Here is a 19882-nt window from a genome sequence, read left to right as displayed (position 1 = left end):
AATGGTATAGATGCGCCAGAAATATCATCGCTGACAGGTTAACCTGGGGATGCCAGGCATATGACTTGAGATTATTTCATGCACAATCTATAATAATTCACAAACAAAGCGTTGAGTCACCTTTATGAAATCATTACAAATAGATTTATCACATTCTGACATTCTGAACTCTAAACTTAAATTCATTTTACCAGATGACATACTCAGCAGAGCTAAATTACTGATTTTTAATAAGGGAGAGATTTTACTCCACCAAGGAGATTCCCCATCGGGAGTTTACTGTTTAATTAAAGGTAAGGTACAAATAGAGCATTTATCTAAAGATGGTAAAGATATTACTTTTTGTATAGAAGAACCTCTCTCTGTGATTGGTGCCATTGAAATTTTCCAACATGATAGCACCAGCAGAAATCTGAGTACAGTAAAGATCCTTAAGACGTCAACGATAGTTTATTTTTCACTTAACTATATAAATACTATTGGATTAAATGAGCCAGTTTTTCTTCGTTTTCTTTGCCAACAACTTGCAAATAAATTATTCATCTCTTCTCAATTAAAAACCACTATGTGTTTAAGTTCATTACAGAGAGTGTCAAATTACCTCATGAATGAATATAATAAACATGGTTCCGTTATCAGGCTTGAGCGAAGAGAATTGGTCGCATCATTTCTTTCCATTTCGGTGAGACATCTCAATCGAGTTTTAGCAGAGTTACAAGAAAATCAAATCATAGAACTCAAGAATAAAACGATTATAGTGAAAGACAGTGAATTATTAAAGCCAGAGTAATCTGCAAATAACCTTCGCACCACATTCTACCACAGCCGCTTTCAACGCCATCGGAAGATGGTTCATTTATATGAAGCCTTTTTTAATCACAAGTTTTTATTTTATAAAAGCACTAACCATATATAAAAACTATGGCACACTATTTTTTCACAAATATCTTAGCGAAGTTAGCGCTCAGAATACTAATCGTTATTGAAGCGAGACCGACTGGCATGTCCACTAAAAAGAGATAGATGTCCTTTTTTTTGGATGCATTGTTCGTCATCTTATCTCGTGACAAGCTTCCTTACTGAGAGAAATACTATGAGAAAATTACTTATTGATACTGATACCGCTTCTGATGACGCAGTCGCTATTGTGATGGCACTCAGAGAGCGTACCGTTAGGGTTGAAGCAATAACAGTAGTCGTTGGTAACTGTGAGATCGAACAGTGTGTTCAAAACGCATTAGTGAGTATTGAAAAAGCCGGAACATATGCTCCTCCTGTATTTTCCGGAATGACAAAGCCGCTTTTTAAAACCCACTTCACTTCTCACCATATTCATGGCAAAGATGGTATGGGTAATATGGAAAATCCCCCCACCACCCTAAAGTCGGAATCACTTCATGCGGTAGATGCGATTCTTCTTTATGCAGAAAAATTCAAAGGTGAACTTGAGATCGTTACCCTGGGACCTCTGACTAATCTGGCAATGGCAGTACTGAAGGAACCAACGCTTGCGAAAAAAATTAAACATGTTTATATCATGGGCGGTGCCGGCCTTACTTCGGGAAATATCACGCCTCTGGCTGAGTTCAATTTTTTTGTTGATGCGGAAGCCGCTAATATAGTGATGCAATCAGGGCTCCCTATGACAGTCGTTGGGTGGGAAATAGGCATGGGAGAAGCTTTCATTAATGAAGATGATATAGCATACCTCAATCAACTGAGCCCCTTGGGTCAGTTCGCCGTAAGATGCAACAAATCCTTGATGGAGTTTAATGCAGGCCGAACGGTACGCAAGGGTTTTGATTTGCCAGACCCCACCACCATGGCAGTAGCGCTTTTTCCTGATATTGTTGAGGAGGCGTTTTCCCGTTATTCCTGGGTGGAGTACAAATGTGAGTCATCGTATGGACATTATGTTATCGATGCGACAAACCTTACAGGGAAAGCACCCAATGCCAGAATTATACTTAAAATAAAAAGTGGTATGTTCAAAGAGAAATTATTCTCGTTACTCGCAGACTCCGCAATGATGTATAGAGGAACTTTAGATGCATTTTAATTCCCGAAGGATTCCGAAAATTGAGCTTCACGTTCATTTGGATACGTGTATTAGCTATCATTGCGCAAAAATGCTGATGCCTGCACTGAATCTTAAAGTATTTCAGTCGAATTTTATCGCACCGAGTCAATGTACTGACCTGGGAGATTTTTTAAGAAGAATTTCTCCGCAGCTGAGCTTATTACAAACCCACACTGCATTACGTCAGGCCGTCGAAGACATGTTTGATCAACTCCATGCTGATGGGGTAATTTATGCTGAGTTACGCTTTGCGCCACTCTTACATCTTAATCAATATCTTACGGCTGAAGAGGTCATTGAAACCGTCCTGGATGCCATGCAGATAAATAGCCATATTTTTGATATCAAAGCCAATTTAATATTATGTACACTGCGTCATTTTACGGCAGAACAGAGCCTTGAGACGGCAAGACTGGTGACAAAATACCTGCATTATGGGGTTGTCGCGCTTGACCTTGCAGCTGATGAAGCCCGCTACCCGCTGGATAACCATGTTGAGGCGTTTAATTATGTACGCCAGCATGGAGGCAACTGTATCGCACATGCAGGAGAGGCTAAGGATTTCGTCAGCGTAAATGAAACGCTTAATAAACTGAAAGTTTCTCGCATCGGACATGGCGTCAGAAGCATTGCTGACAGAGCGACACTAGATCGGTTGCTTGAAGAGCATATCCATCTGGAGATTTGCCCGGGTTGTAACATTGTCTGTAATATTTATCCTTCCATTGAAGAGCACCCTGTTAATGCGCTTTTTCGTGAAGGCATTTCATTAAGCATTAATACTGATGCCAGAACCGTTGCCAACACCTCACTGGATAAAGAATATCAACTATTACATCATGTTTTTGGATGGGACACAGAAGAATTTCTGGTTTGCAATATCAATGCTATTGACGCATGTTTTGCCTCGCTACCGCTGAAGAAACAACTCAAAGCCAATCTTACGGGGTGATAATCCTAGACATACATTTAAACAACAGGCATGAGCGCTCATTACATCGAATATGAAATAACATGACCACATTTTTGTATCTAATACTCTGTGCGATGTCTACCGCCGCCGGCACCGATATGGTTTTGCCTGCTATTCCACTTTTTGCTACAGTCTTTAATATCTCATCGGAGATATCACAAAGGATACTCTCCATATATGTAGCAGGTAATGCCTGTGGTTTATTACTATTTGGTAACCTGGCCGATCGCTTCAGCAAAATCAGGATGCTCTTCTTTGCGCTACTTTTATTTTCACTAACTTCTTTTGGTTGCGCGTATGCTCCAGAAATAACACTTCTTTTAATATTACGATTTATACAAGGGATGGCTTCTGCTGCAGCATCAGTTTTCATCCCTGGATTTATTAGAGGTTTGTTTCCTCATCGGAAGGCAGCCCGGGCAATTGGATTGTTAGGGAGCATACAGGCATTAGTTCCGGCGATAGCCCCTGTAGTAGGTACACTTATCCTGCAGTTCTTTAACTGGAGAATCACGTTTATCTCTCTGGGCGTACTGACGATGGCTTTAGCTGTAATGATAAGGTTTGCAAAGGGACCAGAACGAAACCCAGGCCAGCACACGCCTGGAACGTACGTACAATTATTGAAAAATGCTGTTTATCTTCGCTATGCATTGAGCCAGGCTTTGGCCGTTGGCGGTCTGATAACGTTCGTATTCGGAGCACCAAGCGTCATTATCCTTTCCATGGGCGGGAACCTGAATGACTTCATCCTTATGCAAATGTTGAACGTAGGAGGTTACATCATCGCCGCCAACATTTCTCCGGGGTTGGCTGAACGTTTTAGCCATGAAAAAGTAATTCTTGCCGGCACGCTTATGGCATTGCTCAGCGCCTTCGCGCTATCGGGATATGGTTTCCTGAACGGAAGCCGGGCTTTTGTTATGACCATACTCTTTACGCCAATGGGTTTTGCGCTGGGGTTAAGGGGCCCCGTCGCCTTCTACAGGGGTATCGTTTCTGCAGGCAGTAATGATGCCAGAGGATCTGCGCTTATGATTTTCCTCACCTTCATAACGACTGCGCTGGGGTCACTCATAACTGGACATTTTATTACGGGTGGGCTCACCCCTCTTGCCATGTCAGTCACCGCCATGTTCTTACTGTCATTTTTGCTTTTTGTGTTATTGCCAAAACTGAACCGCCAGTGAATAAACAACAATGGGTAAGTCAATATTCTTTACAGCAGTGCATGAACGCTGTTGAAGAGTCGCTTCGGGGCGCAGCGGACATTGCACCCGCCCACCCCGGCAGTTAAAGCAAAGTAACTCCCCGGTACCTGTCTTGTCAGTCACCAGACGTACACTTATCAGGAACCCGAATCAGCCTCAATCAGGATAGGTCATCGGCGTCCGGTTTCTGCGCACGGTGGATCTTGTCACGGATCTTATCAACTGATGCTTTGATGTCAGCAATGATGTCGGCATCCATGCCAAGGGTATCCACGATACAGCGCGTGATAGTGCTGGTCTCGCTTTTCAGCGCCTCACCCTTCTCCGTTAGGTGGATAAGCACTTCGCGCTCATCCTTCGGATTGCGTGTCCGGGTGATCAACCTCGCAGTCTCCAGCCGCTTCAGTAAAGGGGTCAGCGTGCTGGACTCAAGAAAAAGAATTCCACTCAGTTCCTTCACTGTTCGCCCATCCTGATTCCACAAGGTGACCATTACCAGATACTGGGGATAGGTCAGGCCAAGCTTATCGAGCATGGGACGATAGAGCTGGGTAAAAGCATGTCCCGCTGAGTAAAGAGAGAAACAGAGCATACCGTGCACATCGGGCAGGGAATCCTCGGAAGTAGTGTGTTTAGTCATATGTCCTCCAGTCCCCCTAAAATAATTTGCATACGATTTAATTGCAAGCGATTGACAAAGGCAAAAAGGGCTGCCATATTCATTTGCACACAAACAAGTCGCACGCAAACTAATAGCACAACACATGACAGGAGAACGAAATGACAACTTTCACCACCACAGACGGAACAGGCATTTTCTACAAAGACTGGGGTTCAGGTCAGCCTATCCTCTTCGCTCACGGATGGCCGTTATCGTCTGATGCCTGGGATCAGCAGATGCTGTTTTTCAGCCAGAAGGGTTTCCGGGTCATCGCACACGACCGTCGCAGCCACGGGCGTTCGGACCAGACTTTCCACGGCAACAATATGGATCAGTATGCGGACGATCTCGCTGAGCTGATTGAGGCGCTGGATCTGAAGGATCTGATTTTAGTGGGTCACTCAACAGGGGGCGGCGAAGTTGCACATTATATCGGTCGTCATGGTACCTCACGTGTGGCTAAAGTCGTTCTGGTCGGCGCTGTCCCTCCTCTGATGCTCCGGACGGATGCCAATCCTGACGGCACCCCGATGGAGGTGTTTGATGCCATCCGCGAAGGCACGGCCAAAAACCGCTCACAGTTTTTCTTCGACCTGACGGTTCCGTTCTATGGCTTCAACCGTGACCATGTCCCCACCAATGACGGGTTGCGGGAAAACTTCCGCAGAATCGGCCTGCAGGGCGGTATTAAGGGGCAATATGACTGCATCCATGAGTTCTCTGAAGTCGATTACACACACGACCTGCAACAGATTGATCGCCCTACCCTGATTATTCATGGCGACGACGACCAGATTGTCCCCATTAAGGCATCTGCACACCGCGCCGCTGAGATCGTCGCGAATGCGACGCTGACGATATATGCCGGCGGTTCACATGGACTGGCGGAGACAGAAGCCGATCGCTTTAACGCTGACGTACTGGCCTTTATTCGCAGCTAACAAGGTGGCCTGTTCCAGACAGGCCGCAACCATCATATGCATAGCCTGTAAACTGAATTGAAAAGAGGAACGATCATGTCCAAATTTGCTGCCTCCCTTGCCGTTGCCACCGTTTTGCTGTCTGCCAGCGCTATCGCAGAAACCGCTAAGCCGACTGTTGTCCTGGTTCATGGTGCCTTTGCCGACTCTTCTAGCTGGAATGGCGTTACCCAAATCCTGCAAAAGGACGGGTATAACGTCGTCGCTGCGGCGAATCCGCTGCGCAGTGTTTCGACTGATGCGGCTTACGTCTCTTCCGTGGTGAACAATATTAAGGGGCCGGTCGTCCTTGTCGGCCATTCCTATGGTGGCCAGGTCATTACGAACGCGGCCCGTGATACAAACAATGTGAAATCGCTGGTGTATGTCGCCGCATTTGCTCCGGATGCCGGTGAAGCGGCGGCCGACCTGGCCGGAAAATTCCCTGGCGGCACGCTTGGCCAGGCGCTCGCCGCACCGGTGAAGCTGGCTGATGGTAGCGTCGATCTCTCCATCGACCAGGCGAAGTTCCACCAGCAATTCGCGCATGACGTTTCTGCTAAAGAGGCGGCGCTGATGGCCGCAGGGCAAAGACCGATTACCGAAGCGGCTTTAACTGAAAAGTCAGGGGCACCTGCCTGGAAAAAACTGCCCTCTTACTTCATTTACGGTGACGGCGACAAAAATATCCCCGCCCAGGGTTTGCGATTCATGGCTGAACGCGCGGGATCAAAACACACCGTGGTGATCAAGGGCGCATCCCATGTCGTGATGGTTTCTCATCCGCAGGACGTTGCCACACTTATTGAGGAAGCGGCGAAGTAAACATCGCTCTCCCCCCTGAACGCCATCCCTCGTCTGAGGGATGGCCGTATAAGTAATGCCTCTTATGTTCCTGCCGGTATCCGTGAAAATGACGTCAGCGGTATTCTTAATAATCCCAGGGACCCGGAATGCAACGGAACGTATCGCCGTCGACAGCAACATGGCAGACAGACGGGAATGAGAGATGAGTAGCGATCAATGACTCCCTGTTATCTACCAGTTCCTGCAACAGACGAATGCGAATCTGTGCCGCTTCTTCGGGATAATGGTCGAAACCATTGAACCAGTCAGGATGTTCAAACCCAACCTGGAAAATAGCATCGCCGGCAAAGGTGAGTCGTTCCCCCTCAGAGGCCAGCCTTACCACGCTGTGTCCGGGAGTATGCCCGCCTGTACGAACGACACGCACGCCGGGAGCAACCTCGTATTCCTCTTCGAATGTATGCAATTGAGTCTGGTACGCTTGCAAAAATTGGGTAGCGGTTTGGCGCAATGCTTCCGGGAAACCAGGCGGCATGGAAACCTGTGAAAAATCGGGGTCACGCCAAAATTCCACCTCAGCAGCAGCGACATGAATGCGAAGGTCTGACCGCATGCGCGCTTTCACACCCTCAATAAGCAGCCCACCAACGTGATCCATGTGCAGATGCGTGATAATCACATCCGTGACGCTGGCAAGATCTATCCCCGCTGACGCCAGGCGGTTAACCGTTCGACCGGCGCGGGGTAAATCAGGGAAAGCCTCCCCCATTCCTGCATCAACCAGGATCGTCCGCTCCCCGCTACGCACGAGAACCACATTTAATGCCCAGTCGAGAAAATCGGCAGGCAGAAACTTATCTTCAAACCAGTGGGTACGTTCGGAGGCCTCCGCGTTATGACCCAACATGGGTCCAGGTAATGACAACACGCCGTCACTGATCACCAGAACATCAATCTTACCGACCTGTAGTGCATAACGTGATGGCACCTTTTCATAAACGGCTTCCCCATGCGAGGTACCATTAACAGGTGCTAACGACGCTGCATCATTCTTAGATATCGCCATATTTCCTCCAGACAACATAATTAATCGATTTAAGGGTATACACACCGTAGAAATGACTTTTTCCCCTCTGTTATTTCCCATCATCAAAAATAAACATGCAGACAGAACACAATGAAACAGGGTTAAAACATCGCTATACTCTAATGATGCCCACTGTTATTAACAGGTATACTCATGAAAAATCATGACATTCCTCTTGACGATGCCGTTCATAAAATGGCTCAGGTATTAAAGAACCGACCTGAATTAGGCATAGACAGTGGAGATGCGCTGCAAATTCGCTGTTATCACTGGCCGCATGGGCCATTGCATGAAACTATCCCGCCACTCGATCAACATGTGATTATTGCTCACGTTGGACATATGCAGCGTGTTGAGCGAAAAACAGAAAATAAAATCGTTAAAAACACGATCCGGAAAGGCGCCATCACGACAATTCCTCAGGGAAGTACATCTCGCTGGGATATTGCTGGTCTTGTAGATGTTATGCATTTATATATTCCTGATAATATTTTCGCCGATCTTCTGAATCAAATGGAGATACCCACTGCAGAGTTACTCTTACGCACAGCGCATTTTGATGAGACGGCATCAAAAATTACGCTGGCCGTTGCGGAAATCATTTCGGACAATAACAAAATTAACCAACTGCTCTGCGAGCACTTAACACTGTCATTAATATTACAGTTAATAAAAAACCACTCCAACACGCTGACAGCCGCAGGTCAGTCGCAAGGAGTATTGTCTTCGCGCGCATTAAAAATGGCGCTGGAAAAACTGGATAACAGCCCCATAGGGGATGTCACGATTAAATCACTGGCTCTTGAGCTGGGAGTTTCCTCAGCTCATTTCTGCCGTGCCTTTAAAAACAGTACCGGCTTAACCCCGTACGGGTGGCTTAAGCAGCGCGTAATGGAACGCGCTTTCCACGAGTTACAACACACCGATAAACTGATTACAGAAATTGCCATTGAAAGCGGCTATGGCTCGCAAAATGCATTTACCCAGGCCTTCAGAAAAATAACAGGCTTGACCCCCGGTCAATGGCGTGAAAAAAAGAACACGCGTTGATGCTGCCAGCCGCCAGGCAGCATCAACAGAGATGCCCTGTTACGGAACAATAATATAATCAGGGTTAGCAACAGAAAACATTTTCTCTCTGTCGGGTTCTGGCGGATAAATCCACTGAGTATTAATTTCCTGCTTTATTTTTTTCGCTTCAATGCCCTGGTACATAACCTGATGATCCCAGCCTTCCGTGTAGACCGCCCCCCATTTGCCCAGATCAAGACAGGTAACATATTTTGGCTGGCTGTAAGGATGCAGCGGTAATCCCAGTATTTCTGCTGCCGCGTTATGACCGGCGACGCGCCCCAGGCTCATCGCATGCTGGCAGGACATGACGTTATAATTACCTTCATCATCCGTAGGGACTTTAACGGTATCGCCGGTAACGAAGATACCCCTGGCGCCAGGTGCCCGCAGATACGCATCCCCTATAACACGGCCCAGATTATCGTGGTCGCCCGGGATGAGCCCGGCTAACGCGCTGGCCCGCATTCCCGCCGTCCATATCACCGTTTTGCTGGGGATAAATTCATCGTCCGAAAGCATCACCCCCTCAGCGTTGATTGCGCGCACTCTGACGCCCGTTCGTACTGTCACGCCATTACTGGCCAGCGCCTGATTGATGATCTCACAGGCATCCTCGCCCATCGCCTGACCAATTTTGTTCGAACTGTCCACAATAATAACCTGCAAATGGTGCTCCGAACCCAAGAGGTCTCTGAGGCGTTCCGGCATTTCAGTGGCGGTCTCAAGCCCGGTCAGGCCCCCACCGGCGACAACAACAGTATTTCGTGCGGGAGAATCAGGCTCTGAAGCTAACGACATGAGGTGTTGCTCCAGTTCATGAGCAGCATTCAATGAGTTCACGTCAAAACTGTATTCCGTGATCCCCGGCAGATCTGGGTGAAATGCCTGGCTTCCGGTGGCCAGCACAAAACTGTCAAAATTAACCGAGGTTTCGCCACTCTCTTTTTTTACCGAGATAGTTTTATTTTCTGCATCAATATCGGTGACATAACCGGCAATATAGTGCACACCCGCAGCCTCAAGAACATGCAGAATAGAGGGTGCCATATTTTCAAGTACGGCTTCATACAATCTTGGACGAATGGTTAATGCAGGTTCCGGAGAAACCAAAAAAATCTCAATCCGATCATTTGCCTTTTCCCTATGTACCAGCCTTGCTGCTGAAATGGCGGCCCACATACCTGCAAAACCCGAACCGGCAATAATAATACGTTTTTTCATAGCGATACCTGTTAACAGCGGATGATGAAAATGTCGTTACCGCACCAAGAGTAGTGAAAGTCAAACCTGCCTGCTCTAGCAAAATTGATGTGCTTTAATCAAATTTGATGTTTTTTTATCAGCGCTGCACGCGTCGCTAAATTTGTCCCATCCCGCCATCGACAGACAGGTCGATACCCGAAATAAAACTGCTTTCATCCGATGCAAGAAACAGCGCTGCCGCGGCAACCTCGTCAGGCTTGCCTAATCGACCTAACGGAATACGACTTGCGATGCTGGCGTCAAAAATCTCGCGATCGCTCAGGGAAACGCCCATTTTACTGATAATCGGTGTGGCGACGGGTCCTGGGCTAAGACAATTCACGCGGATCCCACGGCCTTTAAGGTCGGTCGTCCAGCTGCGGGCAAAAGATCGCAGCGCGGCTTTTGAGGCGGCATAGATATTGTGGCCATCGAACCCTTTATAATGCGCAATGGAGGACGTTAATATTATCGAGCCACCGTCGGACATTAACGGGAGGGCCTGTTGCACGGCGAAAAACGTCCCTTTTACGTTGATATCAAACTGGGTATTAAAATCATCTTCGGAGGAAGCCGGGAAATCGGAAAGCACAATAACGCCGGCATTTGCAAACATCACATCCAGCTTGCCGTACTTTTCATTAATAATGCGAAAGAGGTTTTCATGACTTCGTATGTCACTGTTATCGTGTTGTATTGACAGTGCATTATCGTCACCGAGTTCATTCATCGCCTGCTGCAGGGTTTCTGCATTCCTGCCAGTGATAATCACCTTTGCGCCTTCTTCAATAAACCGTTTGGCCGTGGCCAGCCCGATACCGCTACTGCCACCGGTAATTAACGCGACTTTATTGTCTAACTGTTTCATGATGATGTTTCCTGTTATTACTGCTCAGACAGAGCGATCACTCGTAGGCGTGAATACGCGTGGCAAGTGTATTTCTGCGTTCATTAAGTAATTCGATAAGCGTGTCCAGTGCCCGAAGTTTTTCTCTGTGCTGCGCCAGACACTGGATAAAACGCGCATCATCCATGTCACTTACCTGAGAAAACTTTTCCAGCTCTGCAATCTGTCGGGTACTGAACCCACATTTTAAAAGCGAGGTTATCCATCTCACTTTCTCGACGTCTTTTGCGTCGTAATTCCGATAACCGTTGTCCAACCGCTGAGAAACAATCAGTCCTTTAGCTTCATAATGTCTTAGCACTCGGGTGCTGACGCCAGTGAGCGCCGCCAGTTCAGATGGTCGCATACCTTTCTCCTCGTCATAGATGCACTCTACAACATTGACACTAGTGTCAATGTAAAGAGCATAGCGCTAGCTGGAATGTAAGCAGATATTTCATGAGACAGGCAAAATTAACTCCGCCAACGGAGATTGCAGCAATCTTGATTTTGCCTTGACCGTTTATTGATTAACAGTCGGGATAATCAGCCTGTTCAGACAGAACTGCCCGGCGCTGACAGCGCCCTCTGATGAGATTGCAAGGAGAAACAATAATGGGCTTCAGACATTCGCTTTTTAGATGGGAACGTTCAAACTTCACGCATTACCAGGCGGCTTATTATAAGTACGGCGGCAGTGTTAATACTCACCCCGACATTATCAATTTCTTTATGCAGAAGAAGGAAAAAGATTTCGCATTCTGGCATTACCGACGCGATGGCGAGGTCACCGCAGCGTACTTTACCAGTGATGAAAATACCTTCGGCCTGAATGTCTGGCGCGATTACCCGGTATCTTATGATGAAATTATTATCCCCATGGCTGCCGATCAAAAAATCGTTCTGCCAGTAAAAACAAACCGGCTGTCTTCATCGCTGCGTGGGAATATAATAAATGCCACTTATGCTTTTCGTGAAAAACGTAAGGTTTGCCTGATTAAAACGTCTTTCTCAGGTAAAACGGTGAAAAAAAGAAACGGGGAGCTAAAAAAAATGCTGGCTGCGGGCGGAGAATGCATACCGCTCAGAGAGATGTCACCGGCGGATATTGCTGATATTTACGTGCATCTTTTCAGGCTGCGTTTTGCTGACAGCGTCAGATGCTATAACAGGAAAAATATCACTGAACTGTTAACCGCCCTGCCACATATGGTCACCGGCAATGTACTCTTCTTTGAAGGTGCCCCCGTTGCGATAGATCTCGTACTGTGTGCCCGTAGTGAAAAAAGCCTGTATTTTGATGTTCCTAACGGAGGGATTGACCCGTCGATCACCGCATTCAGCCCAGGAAGTCTGCTCATGTGGAAAAATATTGTTGATGCACGAGAAGTGTGTCGCAATGAAAATAAGGCAATGCAATTTTCAATCGGATTGTATGATAAAAAATGGGACTATAAACTGCTTTGGGCCGAAACCCGGCCCACAGGTAAATCACTGGTTCTTTGAACGGTATTCGCCGCCCTGCCCTCAACAATTATTTATCTCCTTTCGGCGCATCCAATAAAACAATAATGATAACCTGAAATATGACAATCACCGGTGCGATGTACAGTAAAAAACACCCACATCGTACCATTTTACGAAAGGCAGAAAGCAGAGAGAGAAGTAATTCAGGTGACATGGTAAACCCCCGTTTACCATGTATTTAAACTCAATTTTTACAAGATTCAGTTCACCCTTTGTTAAGGAACCGTCAATGCTGTCCCTTTTCGCTTAGCGGTATCGTCATCGTGAACGATAGCCCTCCGCTGGCATTCCGTTCTGCAAAGACAGTACCGCGATGCGCCTCGCATATCGCTCGGGCAATAGAGAGCCCAAGCCCGGATCCACCGGTATGTCGTGAACGGGACTGCTCCTCACGCACAAACGGTGAAAATATGGTTTCAAGCAGTGCGTCCGGGACTGCCGGACCGTTGTCGCGGAAAATAACGGATACCTTTTTATCGCTGACATGATAACGAATATCCAGGATGCCCCCTTCCGCAGCGTAGCGCAGCGCATTGTCCATCAGGATCAAAAAGACCTGGCCTATCCGGTACGGATCAACCCGACAGGTCACAGATTCCCCCTCATGGTAGATAATGTTCACTCCCACCCTTTGGGCTGAAGGCATCGTCCATGCCACTTTCTCACGGATTATCTGGTCCAGGCTGGTTGATACCAGGCTCAAATTCAGCTGGTTGGCATCAGCCAGTTTTAACAGATGCAGATCGTCAACCAGTCTGTTTAAATCATTCATCTGCTGCATAATCATGTTCAACTGGGCCTGACTGGGTTCAAATACGCCATCCATAATGCCCTGCAGGCGACCGATGGCAGCCGTCAGCGGCGAGCGCAATTCATGTGCCATGATCACATGCGATTTTTTCAAATCTTTCTCGTAGCGTTCCAGCTGCATCGACATCCCGTTAAAGTTCTCGCTGAGGCTACGCAATTCAAGCGGCAGATTGTCCGGCACGGGCACGCGGGTCCCAAACCCGCCTTCAGCAACAGACCGTGCCGCACCGGCAAGCCGGCTAATATGATGGGAAATGGGTCGCGCTGTTTTCAGCGTAAGCATAAAAATAATCGGTATGAATATCAGAACCAGGATGCCAAGAATCACCCAGTCCTTAATCCCCATCGTCGGATCTGAGTAGGACAGCCCATACCAGGTGTCGATAATTTCATGATAGCGGTTGATGTTCTGTTCAGGGTGCTTGCTCAGAACTGAGAGTTCAGCCCTGACGGCCTCTGGCATCCGGTAGGCGTGCCATTTGTTTTCAACAAAAAATCGCACCCACATAAAAAAGGCGATAAGAATAATACTTCCGACTGCCAGAGATATCAGCCGCTTGCATATCCAGTTCCACAGCGTACTCGGTTCGCCTCGTGGAGATAACGTAAACTTTTTCATGCATTTGCAAATCGGTAACCGATCCCTCTTACGTTTATCAGCAAATCAGTCTGCCCCGCTGACTCGAGTTTTTTTCGCAAGTTATAGATATGCGTGTCCACAACGCGCTCCAGGGCTTCACTTTCTGGGAGACACGCTTCAAGAAGCGCCTGACGGGTGAAAGCCTTATTCGGTGACTTAAGAAATGTCATCAGCAGCAGCAGTTCCGTCGGCGTTAAATCCAGCGCTGTCCGTTGCCCGTTCTCGCTCTCAACGCTTACCGTCATGGACTCTGTATCTGCCTGCAGTCCCCGGTACTCAATAAGCGTGCTGCTGCGCTCGCCGGAATAACGACGGAGTACAGCATGGACTCTGGCGACCACCTCACCCGGGTTATAGGGCTTCACCACATAGTCATCCGCGCCAAATCGCAGGGCGCTGATTTTGTCGCTGCCGTCGCGGATGGCGGTGATCATAATCACGGGAATATCACTGCGCCGGCGCAGGGCCAGCAGAACATCGTTCCCGCTCATGCCGGGCAACATCACATCCAGCAAAATAATGTCGGGCTTCCAGCTGAATGCCAGTTCGAGCCCCCGGTTACCGCTGCTGGCCGAAGAGGTCTGAAACTGATCGCGCTTAAGGTAAGCCTCAAGCACATTCGCGGCATCCAAATCGTCTTCAATAATTAAAACACGTTTCACATTCGCACCTTGATGGAATCTTGATTAAATCTTGCAGGAATATTGATTGACCGCCCGCATACTCCGCAATTCATAGATATAAGCATAATTCATTCAGGAAGTTTTATGAAGGAAATAAAAATCGCCTTAGTAACACTCATCGCAGCATCGTTCGCTTCACAGGCATCATCAGATAAAAAAGCATCTTATGTCACGATTGGCGTGGGTTCACAATATGCGCCTGAATATACCGGCTCGAATAAATATGATGTCAATACGCTGCCGTATTTCGGATGGACTTACGATGACTGGTCCGTCAATACTGACAAAGGTATCGTCTATTCCCATCAGTTCAGTAATGGCGTTTACCTGGGGCAAGCTCTGGGGTATTCCCTTGGCCGCACGGATAGCGGAAACGCCTGGCTTCAGGAAGGCTCTGATAAACTTAAAGGTATGGGTAAGATTAATACCGTAATGAATACCACCACCACGGCAGGATGGTGGATGGCACCCTGGATAGGCTTTGAGGGAAATATTACGGCACCGCTGACTGATAGCCAGGGAATGCAATATAAAATTAAACTTAATGTCGTTCTTTTTGCTAACGACACAGATATTCTGGTAATCAGTACCGAAAGAAAATACGGCGACGCACGGTATAATAATACCTGGTTTGGGGTGAATGAAAATCAGAGTACCCATTCCGGATATAGGTCTTTCAACGCGGGTAGCGGATTAAACAGTGTGAATTACGATATTAACTGGCAACACACATTTAATGATAACTGGTCCGGCTATGCGGATTTAGGGTATATCACGCTTGCAGACCGTGTAAGCAGCAGCCCCATTGTGCAAAAGGATGAATATCTTCTCTTTACCGTCGGGGCATTTTATACATTCTGATGCAGGATATCGGTTATCTGGTGCTCTGACCGCCAGATAACCTGGTTTATTGCGTTTTAAGTTTATTAATAAACCAGCGTCCGGCTGGCCCTGGAGGATATTGCGTCATATGTACCGCATGCATGGAAAAACCAGGGCCAACATCGGGCTGCATCTCCAGGTTCAGGATAACCAGTCTGCCATTAGCAAGATCGTCCTCAACCATAGGCAAAGGCATATAACCCCAACCGAGGCCCGCACGCAAGAATGCATGTTTTGCCCCCATGTCACCCAAACGCCACGTCTTAGCCGACATCACACCAAAGTTGCGACCCGCCGTGAGTGATGAGCGGTCAGCCAATACAAGCTGCACAGCGTTCTCCATAACCGGCCGAAGAATTGGGCCAGCCATTTTAGCCAAAGGATGATCGGGTGAGACCACAGCCACGGCAGGAACACTGAGCAGGAACTCAGAGGCACACCCGGTCGGAACATCCGGTAGCGAGCCGATAATCGCGACCCGACAGTTGCCGGCCAGCAATGGCTGAAGTACCGCGCCCAGCGCCTCAACATAAAGACGCAACGGTGTGCCGGGAAAGGCCAGATGAAATTCCTTCACGACTGCGGTCAGGATCTCTATCGGAAACATCACATCCACAGACACGGCGAGTTCGGGTTCCAGGCCTTCTGCCAGGATACGCGCCTTAGCCTTAAACGCGTCCATTCCCGCAAGCGTATGGCGTGCGGCCTCCAGTAAGGCTGCCCCCGCCTCCGTCAGTTTCGGGTAACGTCCCGTTCGCACAAATAAAGGAAAGCCTACCTGAGATTCCAGATTTGCCAGCGTAGCGCTAACGACGGACTGCGCCCGGCGAAGTTTGCGACCTGCGGCCGAGAAACTGCCTTCATCAACCGCAGCAATGAAAGTACGCAGTTGATCAATCGACATACCATCCAGCATGTATCGCCCCTTTAGATGTATACCATCTAATGATATAGGCTACACAGATAGATCGGTGAGCACTATTCTCCTTTCATGTTCTTAAGCAACGTAGCCAAACACATCAACGCATCTGTTCATTTAAGGAAACAAACTATGAAAACAAATACTGTCGGCATTATTGGTGCAGGCGCCATCGGACAAGCCTTTGCCCACCAGCTGGTCAACGCAGGCGTGAATGTCATCCTCAGTAACAGTCGTGGCCCGGACAGCCTGGCTGAAGTGGTTGAGGCATTGGGCGACAAAGCTCGCGCCGGAACGGTACAACAGGCTGTCGAAGCCGAAATCGTTTTTATAAGCACCAACTGGAACAGAACCGAGGCCGCATTAAGTGGGGTGAACTGGGAGGGGCGTATTCTGATTGACGCGACTAACCCGGTACTTTTGCCGGGCTTCACCCTTGCAGATCTGGGGGGTAAAAACTCATCCCAGCGCGTTGCAGAATGGGCAGCGGGAGCCCGGGTCGTCAAAGCCTTCAACACGCTTCTGGCAAACGTTCTTGCGCAAGATCCGTCCCAATCTGGCGGGCGCCGCGTGGTCTTTATGTCCGGTGACCACGCTGATGCAAAAGCGGACGTTGAGGAATTAGCCACCCGAATGGGCTTCGCCAGTATAGACTTAGGGAGTCTTGAGATTGGGGGATATCTGCAACAATTCCCGGGTGGTCCCCTTCCCGCGCTAAACCTTGTGAAACTGGCTTAAGAGACGTTATTGACAAATATGGCTCAACGTACTTCCGCTGAATCATTCGAAGCGTACATTCCGGGCGAATTGCTCAAGGAACATCGGGCACAATCTTCCCGGGATGTCTTCATTCAAATTCTGGCGCGCCGGCAGAGACAGGACAACGTTATTATCCCGGCCGTGCCAGAGCCTTTTATTGTCTGGATACTCTCTGGGCGGGCCGTCGTTGAAGAACGGCCTCTGGGCGGAGAGTGGTCAGAAAACCACGTTACCGCAGGTGATTTTTTTCTCACGACCGACACCTCTCCGACAGAGATGAGATGGCAAGCCGAGCCAGACAGCCCTTTCATCGTTATGCACGTCTATATTGGTGTGTCCATGATGCAGGGTATTGAGCTGCGGGAAGTGTCGGGCGAACGCGATGAAACACTGTCAGCCCTGCTGGAACTTATGCGCGCAGAGCTTTATTTTCAGCACCCACCCAGTGGACCTTACATCCAGGGTATCGCTCAAGCCCTTGCCGTACATCTCTCCCGTGCTTACCGGACATCGGCAAAGCGACACCACGGCGGGTTGCAGGCATATAAATTACACCGGGTATTTAAGGCGATGCATGAAGAGCTGGCTCCCCCCTTTGACTTAGCACGTCTGGCTGGCCTTGCCGAGCTTAGCGAATTCCATTTCAGCCGGGTCTTTAAACAGTCTACCGGGCTTTCGCCTTCCCATTATTTTATCCGCTTGCGAATGGAAGCGGCGCGCCGCCTGTTGTCCGAGACAGAGGATTCGATGATCAGCATTGCCCTGACCGTGGGCTACAACAGCCCCAGCCATTTTGCTGCCATATTCCGCAAGCACACCGGTATTTCGCCCTCCCAATATCGCCACGAAAATATGCGTAGCAAAACACCGACAGTGTGAGCAAACCACCGCGCGAAGAGAGTGCCTTTTGCAGACATGATTGACCCGAACTTCAGATGTTCTTTGCTGAAGCGCTGAAACAAACGCATAAGAGGATCAATCATGGAACTCAACGGTAAATCAGCCATCGTGACCGGTGCATCAAGCGGTATCGGCGCAGCCACCGCCATTAAATTGGCCAGAGAGGGGGTCAAAGTGGGACTCGCGGCCCGCCGCCGGGATCGTCTCAAGGCGCTGGTGTCAGAAATCAAGACCTTCGGCGGAGAAGCCATTGCGCTGGAAATGGATGTGACTGACCAGGCGTCAGTCTTCGACGGCGTGAAGAAACTGCACGACGCCTATGGCCACATTGATATCGCCTTCAACAATGCCGGACTCATGCCCATTTCAAACATCGCCAGTCTCAAACTGGAGGAGTGGCATCGTATGGTTGATGTCAATATCAAGGGCTTAATGAACACGGTTGCCGCGGTACTCCCTGTGATGCAAGCGCAAAAGTCAGGGCATATCATCAATACGTCCTCGATTGCGGGCAGAAAAACGTTCGCTGGACTCGGGGTATATTGCGCGACGAAACATGCGGTAGCCGCATTTTCAGATGTATTACGCATGGAGCTTTCGTCTCAATACAATATTCGCGTAACCTCACTTCAGCCAGGCGCGGTTGAAAGTGAATTATTCGAGCACATTACTGACGAAAACTACCGTGCACAGATGGAAAACCTGAAGGAACACATGACGTTCCTGAAGTCAGAGGATATTGCTGATTCCATCCTTTATGTGCTGCGCGCGCCGGACCATGTCGACGTGGCAGAATTGTTCATCATGCCCACAGAGCAGCAGTGGTAAGTTTGTCATGCGGGCCAAACCGGTTGTCTGGCCCGCGTTATGACCTTTTCAATACACATACAATTTTCACCCTGCACTCTGTGACGCGACAAAAAAAGCTGCCTTACAGGCAGCTTTCGTGATGCATATGCGTTAGCCAGTTCAGTTCGCAGACGCGGTAGGTCGAATCGTGATTTCTGTTGTATCAACATTTTCAGGCGCTTCAATCACTTGCCGAACAGCGCGGGCAATATCAGCCGGCTGGAGTGCAATGGAACGGTATACCTCCATTGCCGCCTGCGTTTCCGGATGAGTAATGGTCGAGGCAAGTTCGCTTTCCACCACACCGGGGTTGACGCAGGTGACACGGATGCTGGCACTTTCCTGTCGCAAGCCATCTGAAATCGCCCGAACGGCGAACTTTGTGGCGCAATAGACGGCAGCTGTCGGCACCACAGAGAGAGCACCGATAGAGCCAATATTGATTATCTGACCGGAGCCCTGCGCTTCCATGGTGGGAAGCACGGCGCCAATCCCCCATAGTACGCCCTTGATATTCACATCGATGGTACGTTCCCATTCATCATATTTACCCGCTGCCAGCGGAGAAAGGGGCATTATTCCCGCGTTGTTGATCAGAACGTCAATACGCCCCCACGTAGTCAGTGCCGCCTGCACGAAATCAGACATCGACTGGCGATTTGTGACATCCAGCTCGCAGGCTTCAGCATGCCCGCCTGTACTGCGGATTTCTGCAGCGATGGCTTCTATACGATCTTTCCTGCGTGCCCCAAGTAACAACTTCGCGCCTGCATTGCCAAGCTCTCGTGCAATACCCTCTCCGATACCGCTGGATGCACCGGTGATCAAGATGACTTTATCCATGATTTACTCCTTCAGTTGAGTTCAGAGGGATAATAGAACGAGGGTATTGTTTCGTGTATCCTGCCACTGGTGTACACACTGGTTAGCAAA

General features: G+C 48.7%; 21 protein-coding genes. 12 read left to right on the top strand and 9 right to left on the bottom strand.

Annotated elements, in window-relative coordinates:
- Nucleotides 1–124 precede the first annotated feature (124 nt).
- The 4 genes from F8561_RS10720 to F8561_RS10705 all read left to right on the top strand — a co-directional run bounded on the left by F8561_RS10720 (nt 125) and on the right by F8561_RS10705 (nt 4243).
- Entirely contained in the window at nt 125–790 is a 666-nt protein-coding gene (locus F8561_RS10720; protein ID WP_020882419.1) for a Crp/Fnr family transcriptional regulator, read from the top strand.
- A 303-nt stretch (nt 791–1093) separates the two neighbouring features.
- A complete protein-coding gene (locus tag F8561_RS10715; protein WP_044867516.1) occupies nt 1094–2059 on the top strand; it encodes a nucleoside hydrolase in 966 nt (321 codons plus the stop codon).
- Nucleotides 2049–3032: an adenosine deaminase gene (gene add, locus F8561_RS10710; RefSeq protein WP_040017659.1), complete on the top strand. Its 984-nt coding sequence runs from the start codon at nt 2049–2051 to the stop codon at nt 3030–3032. The genes F8561_RS10715 and add overlap by 11 nt, the downstream gene beginning before the upstream one ends.
- A gap of 62 nt (nt 3033–3094) precedes the next feature.
- Nucleotides 3095–4243, top strand: coding sequence for an MFS transporter (locus tag F8561_RS10705; RefSeq protein WP_040017661.1), 1149 nt, complete (start codon nt 3095–3097; stop codon nt 4241–4243).
- Between the two features lie 181 nt (nt 4244–4424).
- Here F8561_RS10705 and F8561_RS10700 read toward each other — a convergent pair whose 3' ends face one another.
- A complete protein-coding gene (locus F8561_RS10700) occupies nt 4425–4904 on the bottom strand; it encodes a MarR family winged helix-turn-helix transcriptional regulator (protein WP_151887428.1) in 480 nt (159 codons plus the stop codon).
- A 140-nt stretch (nt 4905–5044) separates the two neighbouring features.
- Here F8561_RS10700 and F8561_RS10695 point away from each other — a divergent pair, with 140 nt between their 5' ends.
- Nucleotides 5045–5866 carry an alpha/beta fold hydrolase gene (locus F8561_RS10695; RefSeq protein ID WP_047356786.1) on the top strand — a complete coding sequence of 274 codons (822 nt, stop codon included), beginning with the start codon at nt 5045–5047 and terminating at the stop codon, nt 5864–5866.
- Between the two features lie 75 nt (nt 5867–5941).
- On the top strand, nt 5942–6709 hold the full coding sequence (locus F8561_RS10690) for an alpha/beta fold hydrolase (protein WP_020882412.1): 768 nt from the start codon (nt 5942–5944) through the stop codon (nt 6707–6709).
- 106 nt (nt 6710–6815) lie between these two features.
- Here the strand turns inward: F8561_RS10690 and F8561_RS10685 are convergent, their stop codons facing one another.
- The gene (locus F8561_RS10685; protein WP_151887427.1) at nt 6816–7757 is read right to left on the bottom strand and encodes an MBL fold metallo-hydrolase; all 942 of its coding nucleotides are present in this window, start codon (nt 7755–7757) and stop codon (nt 6816–6818) included.
- A gap of 174 nt (nt 7758–7931) precedes the next feature.
- On the opposite strand from F8561_RS10685, the gene F8561_RS10680 reads away from it, so the two are divergent.
- Complete coding sequence (locus F8561_RS10680; protein ID WP_014170406.1) at nt 7932–8828, top strand: helix-turn-helix domain-containing protein; 897 nt, start codon at nt 7932–7934, stop codon at nt 8826–8828.
- Nucleotides 8829–8867: 39 nt separating this feature from the next.
- Here the strand turns inward: F8561_RS10680 and F8561_RS10675 are convergent, their stop codons facing one another.
- From F8561_RS10675 to F8561_RS10665, 3 genes are all read right to left on the bottom strand, one after another.
- Nucleotides 8868–10073 (bottom strand): NAD(P)/FAD-dependent oxidoreductase, encoded by a 1206-nt coding sequence (locus tag F8561_RS10675; protein WP_151887426.1) that lies wholly within the window; start codon nt 10071–10073, stop codon nt 8868–8870.
- A 136-nt stretch (nt 10074–10209) separates the two neighbouring features.
- Nucleotides 10210–10962: a glucose 1-dehydrogenase gene (locus F8561_RS10670; RefSeq protein ID WP_151887425.1), complete on the bottom strand. Its 753-nt coding sequence runs from the start codon at nt 10960–10962 to the stop codon at nt 10210–10212.
- Between the two features lie 37 nt (nt 10963–10999).
- Entirely contained in the window at nt 11000–11347 is a 348-nt protein-coding gene (locus F8561_RS10665) for a MerR family transcriptional regulator (RefSeq protein WP_025203954.1), read from the bottom strand.
- Between the two features lie 248 nt (nt 11348–11595).
- On the opposite strand from F8561_RS10665, the gene F8561_RS10660 reads away from it, so the two are divergent.
- On the top strand, nt 11596–12486 hold the full coding sequence (locus tag F8561_RS10660; protein WP_151887424.1) for a GNAT family N-acetyltransferase: 891 nt from the start codon (nt 11596–11598) through the stop codon (nt 12484–12486).
- A gap of 247 nt (nt 12487–12733) precedes the next feature.
- Here F8561_RS10660 and F8561_RS10655 read toward each other — a convergent pair whose 3' ends face one another.
- Both F8561_RS10655 and F8561_RS10650 read right to left on the bottom strand, forming a co-directional pair.
- Nucleotides 12734–13936 (bottom strand): sensor histidine kinase, encoded by a 1203-nt coding sequence (locus F8561_RS10655; RefSeq protein WP_059306232.1) that lies wholly within the window; start codon nt 13934–13936, stop codon nt 12734–12736.
- Complete coding sequence (locus tag F8561_RS10650; protein ID WP_020882404.1) at nt 13933–14619, bottom strand: response regulator; 687 nt, start codon at nt 14617–14619, stop codon at nt 13933–13935. The genes F8561_RS10655 and F8561_RS10650 overlap by 4 nt, the downstream gene beginning before the upstream one ends.
- Nucleotides 14620–14724: 105 nt before the next feature.
- Here F8561_RS10650 and F8561_RS10645 point away from each other — a divergent pair, with 105 nt between their 5' ends.
- Nucleotides 14725–15501 carry a MipA/OmpV family protein gene (locus tag F8561_RS10645; RefSeq protein WP_151887423.1) on the top strand — a complete coding sequence of 259 codons (777 nt, stop codon included), beginning with the start codon at nt 14725–14727 and terminating at the stop codon, nt 15499–15501.
- Nucleotides 15502–15547: 46 nt separating this feature from the next.
- Here the strand turns inward: F8561_RS10645 and F8561_RS10640 are convergent, their stop codons facing one another.
- Complete coding sequence (locus F8561_RS10640; RefSeq protein WP_151887422.1) at nt 15548–16438, bottom strand: LysR family transcriptional regulator; 891 nt, start codon at nt 16436–16438, stop codon at nt 15548–15550.
- Nucleotides 16439–16513: 75 nt separating this feature from the next.
- Between F8561_RS10640 and F8561_RS10635 the strand changes: the two genes are divergently transcribed.
- The 3 genes from F8561_RS10635 to F8561_RS10625 all read left to right on the top strand — a co-directional run bounded on the left by F8561_RS10635 (nt 16514) and on the right by F8561_RS10625 (nt 18928).
- Entirely contained in the window at nt 16514–17179 is a 666-nt protein-coding gene (locus F8561_RS10635) for an NADPH-dependent F420 reductase (protein ID WP_151887421.1), read from the top strand.
- An 18-nt stretch (nt 17180–17197) separates the two neighbouring features.
- Nucleotides 17198–18079 carry a helix-turn-helix domain-containing protein gene (locus F8561_RS10630; protein WP_151887420.1) on the top strand — a complete coding sequence of 294 codons (882 nt, stop codon included), beginning with the start codon at nt 17198–17200 and terminating at the stop codon, nt 18077–18079.
- A 102-nt stretch (nt 18080–18181) separates the two neighbouring features.
- Entirely contained in the window at nt 18182–18928 is a 747-nt protein-coding gene (locus F8561_RS10625; protein ID WP_151887419.1) for an SDR family oxidoreductase, read from the top strand.
- 141 nt (nt 18929–19069) lie between these two features.
- On the opposite strand, the gene F8561_RS10620 is transcribed toward F8561_RS10625, so the two are convergent.
- Nucleotides 19070–19792 carry an SDR family oxidoreductase gene (locus tag F8561_RS10620; RefSeq protein ID WP_014170418.1) on the bottom strand — a complete coding sequence of 241 codons (723 nt, stop codon included), beginning with the start codon at nt 19790–19792 and terminating at the stop codon, nt 19070–19072.
- Between the last annotated feature and the right edge of the window lie 90 nt (nt 19793–19882).

Origin of the sequence: Enterobacter sp. 198, assembly GCF_009025585.1 — a bacterium.
Classification (GTDB): domain Bacteria; phylum Pseudomonadota; class Gammaproteobacteria; order Enterobacterales; family Enterobacteriaceae; genus Enterobacter; species Enterobacter ludwigii.
This window is presented reverse-complemented; position numbering and strand designations above follow the sequence as displayed.